The sequence below is a fragment of the Roseateles sp. DB2 genome, from assembly GCF_051857535.1.
Taxonomy (GTDB): Bacteria; Pseudomonadota; Gammaproteobacteria; order Burkholderiales; family Burkholderiaceae_C; genus Roseateles_B.
This window is the reverse complement of the sequence record NZ_JBPZGY010000011.1, coordinates 16,626-29,894: the sequence shown is the minus strand read 5'-3', so window position 1 is coordinate 29,894 and position 13,269 is coordinate 16,626. Positions and strand designations below refer to the sequence as shown.

Genomic DNA, 13,269 nt, shown 5'->3' with positions numbered 1-13,269 from the left:
CCAACACCATGCACGCCAAGACCCCCACCGCTCCGCGCCCCATGGCCCTCGCACAGGGCCCCTCGGTCCTGCTGGCCATGGGCTTCATCGCCCTGATGTTCTTCATCCTGGGCTTCGTCACCTGGCTCAACGGCTCGCTGATCCCCTTCCTGAAGCTGGTCTGCCGCCTGAGCAACTTCCAGGCCCTCTGGGTGACTTTCGCCTTCTACATCGCCTACACCGTGATGGCGCTGCCGGCTGCGCTGCTGCTGCAGCGCACCGGCTACAAGCGCGGCATGACCCTCAGCCTGGGCGTCATGGCCGCAGGCGCGGGGCTCTTCATCCCCGCGGCGCAGAGCGCGCAGTACGGCCTCTTCCTGCTGGCGCTCTTCACCCTGGCCACGGGCATGACGCTGATGCAGACGGCCATCAACCCCTACATCGTCTGCATCGGCCCGCGCGAGAGCGCTGCCATGCGCATCAGCGTCATGGGCCTGTTCAACAAGGGGGCTGGCATCGTCGTGCCCCTGGTCTTCTCGGCCCTGATCCTGGGGGGCATAGGCCCCTATGCCCACACCGAGCTAGCCCAGCTGGATCCCGCGGCGCAGGCGCTGCTGCGCATGGAGCTGGCCTCGCGCCTCATCTACCCCTATGCGGTGATGGCCGTGGCGCTGCTGCTCTTCATGGGGATCGTGCAGCTGGCGCCGGTGCCGGAGCCCGCGCTGGAGCCGGATTCCACCACTGGCCGCAGCGAGACCGGCGCCCTGGGCGTGCTGCGCTTCCCGCAGGCCGTGCTGGGCGCCCTCAGCCTCTTCGGCTATGTGGGCGTGGAGGTGATCGCGGGCGACACCATCGGCCTCTTCGGCCAGCAGCTGGGCGTGCCGCACTACGCCGTGCTGACCTCCTACACCATGGCCTTCATGGTGCTGGGCTACCTCCTGGGCGTGCTGCTGATCCCGCGCGTGCTGAGCCAGGCCCGGGCCCTGGCAGGGTCGGCGGCGCTGGGCCTGCTGTGCGTGGTCGGCGTGGCCAGCAGCTCCGGCAGCGCGACGGGCTGGAGCAGCATGCTGCTGGGCTGGCTGGGCGTGCCTCCTGTGCCCGATGCCGTGCTGTGCCTCGCCCTGCTGGGCCTGGCCAATGCCCTGGTCTGGCCAGCCATCTGGCCGCTCGCACTGGAGGGGCTGGGCCGCTACACCGCGGCCGGATCGGCCCTGTTGATCATGGGCATCGCCGGGGGCGCCCTGCTGCCCATGCTGTACGGCCGGCTCAGCGACAGCCTGGGCGGCCAGGGCGCCTACTGGATGATGCTGCCCTGCTATGCGCTGATCCTCCTCTACGCCCTCGTGGGGCACCGCCTGCGGCACTGGCCGGGGCAGCAGAGCTGAGGCGGGGGCACGCAGGCCTGATGCGCTGGACGCACACAGGGCCGCCTCCTGCCGCAACAGCCTCGCTAGACTCGCAGGCCACCATCACAGGACCCACGCCATGGCCGAACATGACCCGCTGCCGCCCTCCAGCCGCCTGCTGCACTGGCTTGTCGCCGCCCTGATGCTGGGCCTGGCCGGCGTGGGCCTTTACATGAGCCGCAGCGAGACCTGGGCGCTGTACCCCTGGCACAAGTCGCTGGGCGTGATCGCCCTGCTCTTCATCGCCGTACGCCTGGTCCAGCGCCTGCGCCTGGGCCTGCCCGGGCCGGTGCAGCCCACCTCGCCCGCGATGCAGCGCGCCGCCCGCTGGGCCCATGGAATCCTGCTGGCCCTGACCCTGCTGATGCCCTTGAGCGGCATGGTGTTCTCCGGCGCCAGCGGCCACGGCTTCGGCGTCTTCGGTCTGACCCTGGTGCCGCACCAGGACGATCCCGCCAAGCCCGGCGAGGTTCTGCCCTACAACGCCACGCTGGCCGAGCTGGGCCATCAGGCCCACCACTGGCTGGGTTACCTGCTGCTGCTGCTCGTGGCCCTGCACGTGCTGGCGGCGCTGAAGCACCATTTCATTGATCGCGACCGCACCCTGCTGCGCATGCTGGGCCGCAAGGACGGCTGAGCGCGGCGGGCGACCGCTCAGCCCGGCGCAGATCCGGTTGCCCCGTCCGTCAACCCATCCGCCACCCCATCCATCACATCAGCCGGGCTCGGCAGGCTCAGCCGCACCTCCAGGCCTCCCTCAGGATGGTTGCGGAACTGCAGGTGGCCGCCATGGTCGGCCACGATGTCCCGCACGATGGAAAGGCCCAGCCCCAAGCCCTCCTCGCGCGCCTGGCGGCCATGCGCCAGGCGGGTGTAGGGCTGGCCCAGCTGGTGCAAGGCCTGTTCCGGCACGCCGGGGCCATGGTCACGAACGGTCAGCAAGACCTGACCCTCTGGGCCGGCCTGCATGCGCACTTCCACCGCCCCGCCGCTGGCCGCACTGGCACCACCATAGAACACCGCGTTGTCCAGCAGATTGCCCAGGGCCCGCTTCAGGGCCAGGGGCTTGCCGAAGACGGTCAAAGGCCGCTCGTTCAACTCGATGCGCTGGCCGGCCATGCGGGCATCGCGCACCATCTTCTGCAGCACGAGGTCGATGCGCACGGGCACGCGGTTCTCGTGGATATCGGTGTCCTTGACGATCTGCAGGGCCGTCTTGACCATGAGGTCCAGCTCGTCGAGATCCTCGTGGAACTCATCCTGCACGGCCTCGTCATCCAGCAGCTCGCTGCGCAGACGCAAGCGGGTGATGGGCGTGCGCAGGTCGTGCGAGATGGAGGCGAAGAGCCGCTCACGGTCACTGAGGTAGCGACGGATACGCTCCTGCATCTCGTTGAAAGCTTGCGTGGCCTGGCGCACCTCGGCCGTGCCGCTGACCCGCAAGGGCTGCGGCACGGAGCGGTGCCCCACGCGCGCCGCCGCCTGGCTCAGGCCGCGCAGGGGCCGCGTGAGCGTCCGCGAGGCTGCCAGGCTCAGCAGCAGGGCCAGCGCCAGGGTCAGGCCTTGCGGGGCCATGCGCTGCCAGGTGAAGAACTCCAGCTGTTCCAGCAGAAAGGGATCCGGCAGCGTGCTGCTGAGGTAGAGCCATTGCCCCGGCTCGGTCTCCAGCTGGATCACGACGAAGGGCGCGGGCCGGTCGGCCGCCAGCAAGGAGGGGTCGACCCAGCTCTCCGGCAGGTCCGAAAGCAGCCCGCCCTGCGGCCCCACACTCAGACCCAGGGGCGATGCCAGCGTCACCCGCAAAGGCGCCTGCCGCCCCAGGCGGGCGTGCAATTCCCGCTGCAGGGACGCCTCCAGCTCGCGGACCACCGGCGGTCCGGGCAGGGGCCGGACCGCCACCGCCGCCGTGTTGATGAAGACCAGGAAGCGCGTGCCGCCCATGGTGCGCAGTTGCTCGATCAGCAGCGGGCGGTAGGCCGCCGGCAGCTCGCGCAGGCCGCGCACCGCGCCCTGGGCACCACTGGCCAGGTGGTGGGCCGCCAGCTCGACCTGCCGACGCGTGCGCTGCTCCAGCTGGTGGTACCACAGCAGATTGACCAGCAGCTGGACCAGGGCCAGTCCCCCCAGCATGGCCAGCACGAAGCGGCCCTGCAGGCTGTCCAGGAAGAAGGCCAGCGCGCGCTGGATGCCTGCCGGCGGTATCCAGCGTGCGCCGGCCTCAGGCCGCATCGCTCACCTGGACGGTACTGGCGAAGACATAGCCCGAGCCCCGCACAGTCTTGATCAGCGCCGGCTGCTTGCCGTCGTCGCGCAAGCGCTGGCGCAGGCGGCTGATCTGCACGTCCAGGGAGCGGTCCAGCGGCCCCAGGTCGCGGCCGCGGGTCACCTCGGCCAGACGGCTGCGGTCCAGCACCTGGCCGGGGTGCTCCACCAGCAGCTTCAGCAGCTGGAAGTCCATGCCGGACAGAGGCGAGGACTGGCCGTCGGGGTCCACCAGACTGCGCTCCAGCACGTCCAGCGTGAAGCCGTTGAAGCGGAAGAAGCGTGCCGGCTGGCTGCGCTCCTGGCCGGAGCGCCGGTGGATGGCCTTGATGCGGGCCAGCAGCTCGCGCGGGTTGAAGGGCTTGCCCAGATAGTCGTCGGCACCCAGCTCCAGGCCCACGATGCGGTCGGTTTCCTCGGCGCTGGCGGTCAGCATGATTACCGGCACGTCGGAGCGGCGGCGCACCGCCTGGCACAGGGCGAAGCCCTCGATGTCCGGCAGCATGACGTCCAGGATGCACAGGCTGATCTGCTCGCGGTGGCGTTCGAACTCCGCCATGAAGCTGGCGCCGTCGTGGGCCAGCAGCACCTCGTACTGGTTCTTCTCGAGGTAGGTCTTGAGCAGGGTGCGGATCTTCTGGTCGTCGTCGACGATCAGGATGGTGCGGTTCATGGCGCGGCGGATCGGGAGGGCTTGGGAGTCAGGGCGCGCAGCAGGCCCAGCAGCCTGCGCTGCGCGGCCGCCGGCGTCTGGGCGGGGTCCAGCGCAAAGCGGTGGACGGTTTCGATCAGGGCGTTCTTGCCCACCTCGCCAAAAGCCATGCGATGCACCAGGCTGGGCACGCGCGGCGTGGCGGGGGACGCGAAGAGGCGGTAGGACTGCTGAGCGCAAGGATCCAGCTCGTCCACGGGCACATCCTTGCGCACAGGCACCGAGCCCTTGATTCGGTTGTAGCCCAGCTGCAGCGTGGCGCTGGCCAGCAGCTCGGCCATCTTCTCCTGCTCGGGCTGGGCGCTGCGATCGCCGGCCAGCATGGCCAGGGTGTCAATGCTGAAGAGGTGCACCGCGGCCGTGCCGGGCACGGCCCGGCAGTCGAAGTCGCGGCCGCCCTCCAGGCCCAGGGCGCCCAGTTCGCCGCGGGCCCAGTCGCCCGTGATCAGCATCGCGGCGCGGCCGGTGGCGAAGTCGGCCACCAGCTCGGTCCAGGGGCGCTCGCCGCCGCCGGCAGCGGCACCCGTGGCAGCGCTGGCCGGCAGCGCGAGGCCGCGCCACTCGCGCAGGCGTCTGAAGGCGCGCTCCAGTGCCGGGTCCTCGAAGGCCTGCCACTCCTGCTGCACCATCATGCGCCGGTACAGCTGCGGGCCGGCCTCACCCAGCAGCAGGGCCTCGAACACCGTGGCCACCTGCCAGGGCTCATCGCTGAAGGCCACGGGCGTGACGCCGGCCGAGCGCAGGCGCGCCGCGGCCCGGGCCAGGCCCGCCCAGTCGGTGGGCGGCTCGATGCCATGCTGGCGAAAGACCACCAGGTTCAGGTAGAGGTTGTTGATGCGATGGATGCCCAACGGCGCGGCAACGATGTGCTCGCGCACGCTCAGCTGGCTCAGGACCTGGGGGAAGAGCGTGCGGGCCCAGCCCTTGCGCTGGGCGACGGCGTCCAGCTCCAGCAGCAGGCCCATGTCGGCCCACTCGTTCATGGACTGGCCGTTGAGCTGGGCCACCTTGGGCGCCATGCGCCGCAAGATGCGCTCGTTGAGCACCTTGACGGCCGGCCCGCCGCCGCCGCCGGCCACGGCGCTGTCCACCCAGCGCAGGCCCTGCTCGGCCAGGCGGGCGGCCACATGGTTGGCAGCGGCCCGTTCGCTGGCAGAGGTCCACCAATGCAGAACCGTCAGCTCGCCGGGGGCCTCTGCCACCGCCGCCGACGCGGGCGCCGGTGCCGGCGCTGCGATCACCGGCAACGCCGACCACAAGCTCATTGGCAAAGCAGCCGCCCACAACATGCGCCGCATCTTGCCGGCGCCGCTGCTGGAGCCGGCTGACGTTTTGTTGGACTTTCGTGAGCTTCTGTAAGACACAGACCTTCCCGTCGCGGACCTTGTCACGATTCTCCCGGCCACAGGCCGCTGCCCGGCTTGGGAGTTTCTCGACCAAACGCCTGCGCCTGGCGCGGCAGACGCCCCCTTGTTCGCACAGCGGGCAAGAAACTCGTAATGAAGCGTAAGCCCTGCATCGGCTTGCGCCTCGCCAGGGCTTGTGCCGGTGGCAGCGCAAGGCTGCGGCTGTCATGACGATGGGCTAGGCTGGCGCCCACAGACGCTCACACCGTCAGGGCCCGGACCAGGGTGCCTGCGGGTCCTGGCAGGCATGCCGCGGCCCCTGGGCATCGAGTCCGGTGCCTACCCCAGTGGATCGCTCCTCGTTCCAGCGGGCCGCCACCGACCAATGCCCCGGCGGCCCGCTGTCCTCTTCGCGGCACCCGGCGTGCGAGGCCCGCGTTCGGCTTGCGACCGGCATCACTGCACTTGGGCGACAATGCGCACCCTATGTTTGCCCTGTTCGATGACGCCGGAAAATTCCTCGCCGGCCGTGTGATGTCCGAAGCGGAAAGCTCGATGCAGATCGAGCTGGACTCGGGCAAGCGCGTCAAAGTGAAGGCAGCCAATGTGCTGCTCAAGTTCGACAAGCCGGCCCCCGCCGAGCTGATGGCCGAGGGCCAGGCCCTGGGCCAGGAGATAGACCTGGACCTCGCCTGGGAGTTCGCCCCCGAGGGCGAGTTCGGCTTTGCCGATCTGGCGCGGGACTATTTCGATGCCAAGGCCGGCGTGATCCAGCAGGCCGCCGCGCTGTTCCGCCTGTACGAGGCGCCGCACTACTTCCGCCGCATGGGCAAGGGCCTGTTCAAGAAGGCCCCCGAGGAGCAGGTCAAGGCCGCCCTGCTGGGCATCGAGCGCAAGCGCCAGCAGGCCCTGCAGATCGAGGCCTGGGCCGAGGAGCTGATCGCCGGCCAGTGCCCGGCCGGCGTCCGCGAGCAGATCTACAAGATCCTCTTCAAGCCTGACAAGAACGGCCCCGAGTACAAGGCCGTGGTCGAGGCCTCCAAGCGCTCACAGCAGGCTCCGCTGGACCTGCTCAAGGGTGCGGGCGCCATCAGCAGCCCCTACCAGTTCCACTGGAAGCGCTTCCTCTTCGAGAACTTCCCCAAGGGCACCGGCTTCCCCGCGCTCACCGCGCCGGCCATCACCGACGAGCTGCCCCTGGCCGCGGTGCAGGCCTTCTCCATCGACGACTCGGCCACCACCGAGATCGACGACGCGCTCTCCGTGCAGGGCCTGGGCAGCGGCACCATCGTCTTTGGCATCCACATCGCTGCGCCGGGCCTGGCCATCCTGCCGGATTCGCCAGTGGACAAAGTCGCCCGCGAGCGCTTCTCCACCGTCTACATGCCTGGCTGGAAGCTGACCATGCTGCCGGACGAGGTGGTGCAGCACTACACCCTGGCCGAAGGGCGGGACTGCCCGGCGGTCTCGCTGTACGTCACGATGGACGAAGCCACACTGGAGATCCGTAGCCGCGAGACCAAGCTGGAGCGCGTGCCCATCGCCGCCAATCTGCGCCATGACAAGCTGGACAACACCGTCACCGAGGCCTCGCTGACTGGCGAGGCGCCGGCCGACTACGCCTTCGGCGCCGAGCTGCGCTTCTGTTTCCGCCTGGCCAGGCACCTCAAGGCACAGCGCGAGATCGTGCGCGGCAAGCCCGAGACCTTCAACCGCCCGGACTACACCTTCCGCCTGGACAGCAATGGCGAGCGCGAGCCCGAGGGCCACGAGACCGTCAGCATCGGCACCCGCCAACGCGGCGCGCCGCTGGACCTGATCGTGGCCGAGGCCATGATCCTGGCCAACAGCAGCTGGGGCGGCTGGCTCAACGAACTGGGCCTGCCGGGCATCTACCGCAGCCAGGCCAGCCTGGCGCCGGGCGTCAAGGTTCGCATGGGCACCAAGGCACTGCCCCACGCCGGCATGGGCGTGGCGCAGTACACCTGGGCCACCTCGCCGCTGCGCCGCTACACCGATCTGGTCAACCAGTGGCAGATCATCGCCTGCGCCCGCCACGGCCGCACCGCGGCCCTGGTGGCGCCCTTCAAGCCCAAGGACGCGCAGCTCTTCTCCATCATCTCGGGCTTCGATGCCGCCTACTCGGCCTACAACGGCTTCCAGTCCGGCATCGAGCGCTACTGGACCCTGCGCTACCTGCAGCAGAACGCCATCCACGAGCTCACCGCCTCGGTGATGAAGGACGGCCTGGTCCGCGCCGACACCCTGCCCCTGGTCTTCAAGGCCCTCGGCTGTGAGGGTCTGGCACGCGGCAGCCACGTGCGGGTGCGCATCACCGGCATCGACGAGATGACGCTGGACCTGCACGCCTCCCTGGTCGAACGCCTGGACGAGGCGCAGGCACCGGATGACGCCGAGACCGTGGACGAGGACGACGAGGCCGCCGGCAGCGGCCCCCTGACCCTGGCCATTGACCTGAACGACGCGCAAGGCAGCCCCGAGTCGCCAGCCGCACCGCCCGCCGCCTGAGCCCACGCACGCCAACGCCATGCTGCCTCGCAAGATCCAGCCGCTGCACCTCGCCCTGATTGTCTCCCTGGGCCTGCACCTGATGCTGCTGGCCCTGCGCATTGCCGATCCCGAGCGTTTCCAGCGGCTGTTCCAGGACACGCCCCTGGAAGTGGTACTGGTCAATGCTCGCAGCAAGGACGCCCCGGCCGAGGCCAAGGCGCTGGCCCAGGCCAATCTGGCCGGCGGCGGTGAATCGGCCCGGCAGAAGCGCGCCACCTCGCCGCTGGCGCCATCGCCACGCATGGAGCTGGGCGACAACACCGAGACCCAGCGCGCCCAGATCGCCAAGCTCCAGGAAACCCAGCAGCAGTTGCTGGCCCAGGTACGGCGCGAGCTGGCCTTGCTGCCGCCGCCGGATCCGCGCCGCGAGCGCAGCTCGCCCGAAGCCCGCGAGCAGGCCGAAAAGCGTCGCCAACTGGTGCAGCTGATGGCGGAGATCGAGAAGCGCGTCAACGACGAGAACGCCCGCCCCCGCAAGCGCTACGTGAGCCCGGCAACCCGCGAGGTGGTCTACGCCCAGTACTACGACACCCTGCGCCGCCGCATCGAAGAGCGTGGCACGCGCGACTTCCCCACCTACCGAGGTCGCAAGCTCTACGGCGAACTGATCATGAACATCCACGTGGACTTCAAGGGCCGCCTGGTGGACACGGAAATCGTCCAGAGCTCCGGCAACAAGCAGCTGGACAAGCGCGCCGTGGCCATCGTGCGCGCCTGCCAGCCCTTCGGCGACTTCAACATCGAGATGCGCAGGAGCGCCGAGGTGCTGGTGATCACCACCCGCTTCAAGTTCACCCGCGAGGATGGACTGGAGGCCACCGTGACGGAGCAGCTATGAGCGCCTCAGGACCCGACCGCTACGCCGTCGCCGGCAACCCGGTGGCCCACAGCCAGTCCCCAACCATCCACGCCCAGTTCGCGGCCCAGACCGGCCAGGACCTGGTCTACGAGCGCCTGCTGTGTCCGCTGGACGCCTTCCTGCCCACTGTGCAGGCCTTTGCCGCCGCTGGCGCCAAGGGCTGCAACGTGACCGTGCCCTTCAAGTTCGAGGCCTTTGCCGCCGCCCGCCGCCGCAGCCCCAGGGCCGAGCTGGCCGGCGCGGTCAACACGCTGCGCTTCGATGAGCAAGGCTGGTGGGGCGACAACACCGACGGCCTGGGCCTGGTCCGGGACATCCAGTCCAACGCCAGCCAGCCCCTGGCCGGCCTGCGCCTGCTGCTGCTGGGCGCGGGTGGCGCCGCGGCCGGCGTGCTGGGCAGCCTGATCGCGGCACGGCCCGCCGAGCTGACCGTGGCCAATCGCAGCGCGGACAGGGCCCTGGCCCTGGTGGGCAGCCATGCGCGCTGGGCCCAGGAACATGACGTGCGCCTGCAGGCCAGCACGCTGGAGGACCTCCCGGAAGCCCGCTTCGACGTACTGGTCAACGGCACCAGCGCCAGCCTCGCCGGTGCCGGTGTGCCGGTGCGGGGTCAGGTCTTGCGCGAAGGCGGCCTGGGCGTTGACATGATGTACGGCCCCGCCGCCCAAGGCTTTCTGGACTGGGTGGCCGCCCAGGGCGCCCGCCCCCGGGACGGCCTGGGGATGCTGGTCGAGCAGGCCGCCGAGGCCTTCCAGCTCTGGCGCGGCGTTCGCCCCGACACCGCCCCCGTGCTGGCCGGATTGCGCCGGCAGCTGACGGCCAAGGACTGAGCCATGCTGCGGCGTCTGCCCCTGCGACTGCTGGCCCTGCTCGCCCTAGGCCTGCTGGGCCTGCAGCTCTACTTCCTGGCGCGCATCGCACTGATGAATGTGCTGGACCCCGAATCAACCAGCTTCCAGCGCTCCGAGATCCGGCGCCTGGCCGTCGAGAAGCATGAGGTGGCCTGGAGCCAGGACTGGGTGCCCGATGCTCGCCTGTCTACTCATCTGAAGCGCGCTGTCATCGCCAGCGAGGACGCCGGTTTCTCCGAGCATGGCGGCGTCGACTGGGACGCACTCGAAAAGGCCTGGGACAAGAACCAGCGCGAGCAGGCCCGGGCGGACAAGCGCGCCAAGGCCGCCTCCAAGGCCCAGCCCCGGGACAGCGACCGGCCCACGCCGCCCAAGGCCCAGGCCAAGGTCGTCGGAGGCTCCACCATCACCCAGCAGCTGGCCAAGAACCTCTTCCTCAGCGGCGAGCGCCAGCTGCTGCGCAAGGGCCAGGAATTCATCCTGACCTTCATGCTGGAGGCCCTGCTGTCCAAGCAGCGCATCCTGGAGATCTATCTGAACAATGTCGAATGGGGCGAGGGGGTCTTCGGCGCCCAGGCCGCTGCGCGCCATTACTTCCGCGTGGACGCAGCCCAGCTTGCCCCTTGGCAGGCCGCCCGTCTGGCGGTGATGCTGCCGGCACCCAAGCGCTTCGAGAAACGCCCCGGCTCGGCCTATGTGCTGGGGCGCGCTGGCACCATTGAAGCTCGCATGGGCGCGGTCGCCCTGCCCTGATGCCTTCGATTCCCCTGAGTCCCCCGAGTCCCCACCACACCTGCCATGGCCACAATCAGTCCCCTCACCGCTGAGATCGCCGCCGTCGCCGCCCGCATGGTGGTGGAGGAGGGCCTGGAGTACGGGCCGGCCAAGCGCCGCGCCCACAAGCAGATGGGCCTGCCGCGCAATGCCCCGCTGCCCAGCAACGAGGAGCTGGAGGACGAGGTCCGCGACTACCTGGCCCTCTTCTGCGCCGATACCCAGCCCGGCGAGCTGCGCGCCCTGCGCGAGCTGGCCGCGCTGTGGATGGACCGCCTGGCCGAGTTCCGGCCCCATCTGTGCGGGGCCGTCTGGCGTGGCACGGCCACGCGCCTGTCCAACATCCACCTGCAGCTCTTCTGCGACGACAGCAAATCCGCCGAGATCGCCCTGATCAATGCCGGCGTGGACTACGAGGTCGGCGAGACGCAGGGGCCGCGCGGCCCGGTGGACCTGCTGACCGTGGCCGATCACAGCAAGGCGCTCAATGAGTGGGTGACCATCGCACTGAGCATCCTGGACAAGGACGACCTGCGCGGCGCCCTGAAGGCTGACAGCCGCGGCCGCACCGAGCGTGGCGACCTGATGGCCCTGCGCAAGCTGCTCCAGGAAGCACCCGCGGCCACACCGTCGGGCGGCGTGGCGCCATGAACCGCCGCCATGCTCTCTTCGGGTCCGTGGGCCTGGCCGCGGCCGGACTCGGTGCCTGGCTGGCGCAAGGTCGCAGCACGCCCCCGCCACCCATGCCAACCCTGCACCCCAGTTCACCGGCGGACGCCTTCTGGCTGGCCCGCTTCGAAGCCCTCGACGGCGGCGAACTGGCCGCCCGCACGCTACGTGGCAAGCCCTTGCTGCTGAATTTCTGGGCCACCTGGTGCGCGCCCTGCGTGCGCGAACTGCCCGAGATCGAACAGTTCCTGAAATCCCATCCGCAATGGCAAGGCCTGGGCCTGGCCATCGACCGCAAGGAGGCCGTGCAGGCATTCCTGGGCCGGCTCCCGCTGACCCTGCCCTTGGCCCTGGGTGGTGTGCAGGGCCTGGAACTGGGTCGCCAGCTCGGCAACAGCCAGGGTGGCCTGCCCTTCAGTGTGGTCTTCGATGCCAGCGGGCAGGTCTTCTGGCGCCGCCTGGGCGCCCTGCAGGCCGGCGAGCTGGAAGCCGTGGCCCGGGCCCTGGCCGCTGGGCTGCCCGCCCCCGAGACAGGGAAAACCGGGGCTTGAGACCGGGGAGCGCAGCGCCAGAATGCCGGGCGCGCTGGCAGGACTTGGCGTCAAGCCCCGAACCCCGAGCCTCTTGGGCAAGCTCAAGAAGTGCAGAAGGTCAAGCCATTTATTTTTGGCTAGCTGCCGGGATCTGGGTCTAAAAAAGCTAAAGTTCAGCCTTTCACGCTTCTAGTGTCTACGCTCTAAACCGCTGCGGCACGTCGCTGATGCAGATTCTTGTGATTCACGGCCCCAACCTCAATCTCCTTGGCAGCAGGGAGCCTGGGGTGTATGGCGCAACGACTTTGGCGCAGATCGATGCAGATCTGCAGCAATTCGCTGCCAATGCAGGAGCCGCACTTGAAAGCTTCCAGAGCAACCACGAAGGTGCCCTGGTGGACCGCATCCAGGCGGCGGGCCGTGACGGCACACGCTTCGTCATCATCAACCCGGCAGCCTACACGCACACCAGTGTGGCCATCCGGGATGCCCTGGCGGCGGTGGCCCTGCCTTTTATCGAGGTCCACCTCTCCAATATCCACAAGCGCGAAGCCTTCCGCCACCACAGCTATGTGTCGGAGCTTGCGCTGGGCGTTATCTGCGGCCTGGGTCCCCAAGGCTACCGCTACGCCCTGATGCACGCCCTGGACCAACTCCGGGCAGCAGGCAGCTGAAGCGAGGGCGCGGTCAGCCTGTGACCGCGGCATTGGCAGCACTACAAATCTTTCCGTTGGAGAAGCCTCATGGATCTGCGCAAGCTCAAGACCCTGATCGACCTCGTGTCCGAGTCGAACATTTCTGAACTTGAAATCACCGAAGCCGATGGCAAGGTCCGCATCGTCAAGTCCGACGGCACAGTGGCCGTGCCCCTGGCCCAGGCCATGCCGGTGATGGCCGCCCCCGCCGTTGCCGCGGCGCCGGCCGCCCCGGTGGCAGCCGCCCCTGCCGCGCCGGTCGAGACGGGCCATGTGGTGAAGTCGCCCATGGTGGGCACTTTCTATCGCGCCTCCAGCCCCAACGCCAAGGCCTTCGTGGAAGTGGGCCAGCAGGTCAAGGAAGGCCAGGCCATCTGCATCATCGAAGCCATGAAGATCATGAATGAAATCGATGCCGACAAGTCCGGCACCGTGACCAAGATCCTGGTGGAAAACGGCCAGCCAGTGGAGTTCGGCCAGCCGCTGTTCATCATCGAGTGAACAAGCCCACCCCCCTACCGGCTGCACCGGCCCCTTTGAGGGGACCGGGGCTGGACGCCGGCAGTCCTGAGGACTGCCGGTGCCTGCCTAGGGCCAAGGCCGCAGGCCTTG

The 13,269-nt window shown here is 69.3% G+C and carries 13 protein-coding genes; 10 read left to right on the top strand and 3 right to left on the bottom strand.

Annotated features, from left to right (window positions below; all coding sequences use genetic code 11):
- The first annotated feature begins 8 nt into the window (after window positions 1–8).
- Together gluP and ACS5PK_RS16180 are read left to right on the top strand one after the other, a co-directional pair.
- On the top strand, window positions 9–1,364 hold the full coding sequence (gene gluP / locus ACS5PK_RS16185) for a glucose/galactose MFS transporter (protein WP_439441286.1): 1,356 nt from the start codon (window positions 9–11) through the stop codon (window positions 1,362–1,364).
- 100 nt (window positions 1,365–1,464) lie between these two features.
- Window positions 1,465–2,022 (top strand): cytochrome b, encoded by a 558-nt coding sequence (locus ACS5PK_RS16180; RefSeq protein ID WP_439441285.1) that lies wholly within the window; start codon window positions 1,465–1,467, stop codon window positions 2,020–2,022.
- Window positions 2,023–2,039: 17 nt separating this feature from the next.
- On the opposite strand, the gene ACS5PK_RS16175 is transcribed toward ACS5PK_RS16180, so the two are convergent.
- Genes ACS5PK_RS16175 through ACS5PK_RS16165 form a run of 3 tightly spaced genes read right to left on the bottom strand, consistent with a single transcriptional unit; the run spans window position 2,040 to window position 5,624 of the window.
- Window positions 2,040–3,614 (bottom strand): ATP-binding protein, encoded by a 1,575-nt coding sequence (locus ACS5PK_RS16175; RefSeq protein ID WP_439441284.1) that lies wholly within the window; start codon window positions 3,612–3,614, stop codon window positions 2,040–2,042.
- On the bottom strand, window positions 3,604–4,320 hold the full coding sequence (locus tag ACS5PK_RS16170) for a response regulator (RefSeq protein WP_439441283.1): 717 nt from the start codon (window positions 4,318–4,320) through the stop codon (window positions 3,604–3,606). The genes ACS5PK_RS16175 and ACS5PK_RS16170 overlap by 11 nt, the downstream gene beginning before the upstream one ends.
- Window positions 4,317–5,624 (bottom strand): ABC transporter substrate-binding protein, encoded by a 1,308-nt coding sequence (locus ACS5PK_RS16165; RefSeq protein WP_439441282.1) that lies wholly within the window; start codon window positions 5,622–5,624, stop codon window positions 4,317–4,319. Before ACS5PK_RS16165 ends, ACS5PK_RS16170 begins: the two co-directional genes overlap by 4 nt.
- A gap of 567 nt (window positions 5,625–6,191) precedes the next feature.
- Here ACS5PK_RS16165 and ACS5PK_RS16160 point away from each other — a divergent pair.
- From ACS5PK_RS16160 to accB, 8 genes are all read left to right on the top strand, one after another.
- Complete coding sequence (locus ACS5PK_RS16160) at window positions 6,192–8,234, top strand: ribonuclease catalytic domain-containing protein (RefSeq protein ID WP_439441281.1); 2,043 nt, start codon at window positions 6,192–6,194, stop codon at window positions 8,232–8,234.
- A gap of 19 nt (window positions 8,235–8,253) precedes the next feature.
- Window positions 8,254–9,114: an energy transducer TonB gene (locus tag ACS5PK_RS16155; protein WP_439441280.1), complete on the top strand. Its 861-nt coding sequence runs from the start codon at window positions 8,254–8,256 to the stop codon at window positions 9,112–9,114.
- The gene (gene aroE, locus ACS5PK_RS16150) at window positions 9,111–9,965 is read left to right on the top strand and encodes a shikimate dehydrogenase (protein ID WP_439441279.1); all 855 of its coding nucleotides are present in this window, start codon (window positions 9,111–9,113) and stop codon (window positions 9,963–9,965) included. Before ACS5PK_RS16155 ends, aroE begins: the two co-directional genes overlap by 4 nt.
- A 3-nt stretch (window positions 9,966–9,968) precedes the next feature.
- Window positions 9,969–10,739, top strand: a complete 771-nt coding sequence (locus ACS5PK_RS16145; protein WP_439441278.1) for a transglycosylase domain-containing protein — start codon at window positions 9,969–9,971, stop codon at window positions 10,737–10,739.
- 45 nt (window positions 10,740–10,784) lie between these two features.
- The gene (locus tag ACS5PK_RS16140; protein ID WP_439441277.1) at window positions 10,785–11,411 is read left to right on the top strand and encodes a hypothetical protein; all 627 of its coding nucleotides are present in this window, start codon (window positions 10,785–10,787) and stop codon (window positions 11,409–11,411) included.
- Window positions 11,408–11,980 (top strand): TlpA family protein disulfide reductase, encoded by a 573-nt coding sequence (locus ACS5PK_RS16135; protein WP_439441276.1) that lies wholly within the window; start codon window positions 11,408–11,410, stop codon window positions 11,978–11,980. Before ACS5PK_RS16140 ends, ACS5PK_RS16135 begins: the two co-directional genes overlap by 4 nt.
- Before the next feature lie 209 nt (window positions 11,981–12,189).
- On the top strand, window positions 12,190–12,636 hold the full coding sequence (gene aroQ / locus ACS5PK_RS16130; RefSeq protein WP_439441275.1) for a type II 3-dehydroquinate dehydratase: 447 nt from the start codon (window positions 12,190–12,192) through the stop codon (window positions 12,634–12,636).
- A 69-nt stretch (window positions 12,637–12,705) separates the two neighbouring features.
- Window positions 12,706–13,158, top strand: a complete 453-nt coding sequence (gene accB, locus ACS5PK_RS16125) for an acetyl-CoA carboxylase biotin carboxyl carrier protein (protein WP_439441274.1) — start codon at window positions 12,706–12,708, stop codon at window positions 13,156–13,158.
- Window positions 13,159–13,269: the final 111 nt, after the last annotated feature.

What these genes read in the sequence shown, in the direction of transcription:
- gluP (WP_439441286.1), top strand. Translation starts at nt 9, where the DNA reads ATGCACGCCAAGACCCCCACCGCTCCGCGCCCCATGGCCCTCGCACAG.
- aroQ (WP_439441275.1), top strand. Translation starts at nt 12,190, where the DNA reads ATGCAGATTCTTGTGATTCACGGCCCCAACCTCAATCTCCTTGGCAGC.
- ACS5PK_RS16175 (WP_439441284.1), bottom strand. Translation starts at nt 3,614, where the DNA reads ATGCGGCCTGAGGCCGGCGCACGCTGGATACCGCCGGCAGGCATCCAG.
- ACS5PK_RS16180 (WP_439441285.1), top strand. Translation starts at nt 1,465, where the DNA reads ATGGCCGAACATGACCCGCTGCCGCCCTCCAGCCGCCTGCTGCACTGG.
- ACS5PK_RS16155 (WP_439441280.1), top strand. Translation starts at nt 8,254, where the DNA reads ATGCTGCCTCGCAAGATCCAGCCGCTGCACCTCGCCCTGATTGTCTCC.
- accB (WP_439441274.1), top strand. Translation starts at nt 12,706, where the DNA reads ATGGATCTGCGCAAGCTCAAGACCCTGATCGACCTCGTGTCCGAGTCG.
- ACS5PK_RS16160 (WP_439441281.1), top strand. Translation starts at nt 6,192, where the DNA reads ATGTTTGCCCTGTTCGATGACGCCGGAAAATTCCTCGCCGGCCGTGTG.
- ACS5PK_RS16145 (WP_439441278.1), top strand. Translation starts at nt 9,969, where the DNA reads ATGCTGCGGCGTCTGCCCCTGCGACTGCTGGCCCTGCTCGCCCTAGGC.
- ACS5PK_RS16140 (WP_439441277.1), top strand. Translation starts at nt 10,785, where the DNA reads ATGGCCACAATCAGTCCCCTCACCGCTGAGATCGCCGCCGTCGCCGCC.
- aroE (WP_439441279.1), top strand. Translation starts at nt 9,111, where the DNA reads ATGAGCGCCTCAGGACCCGACCGCTACGCCGTCGCCGGCAACCCGGTG.
- ACS5PK_RS16135 (WP_439441276.1), top strand. Translation starts at nt 11,408, where the DNA reads ATGAACCGCCGCCATGCTCTCTTCGGGTCCGTGGGCCTGGCCGCGGCC.
- ACS5PK_RS16165 (WP_439441282.1), bottom strand. Translation starts at nt 5,624, where the DNA reads ATGAGCTTGTGGTCGGCGTTGCCGGTGATCGCAGCGCCGGCACCGGCG.
- ACS5PK_RS16170 (WP_439441283.1), bottom strand. Translation starts at nt 4,320, where the DNA reads ATGAACCGCACCATCCTGATCGTCGACGACGACCAGAAGATCCGCACC.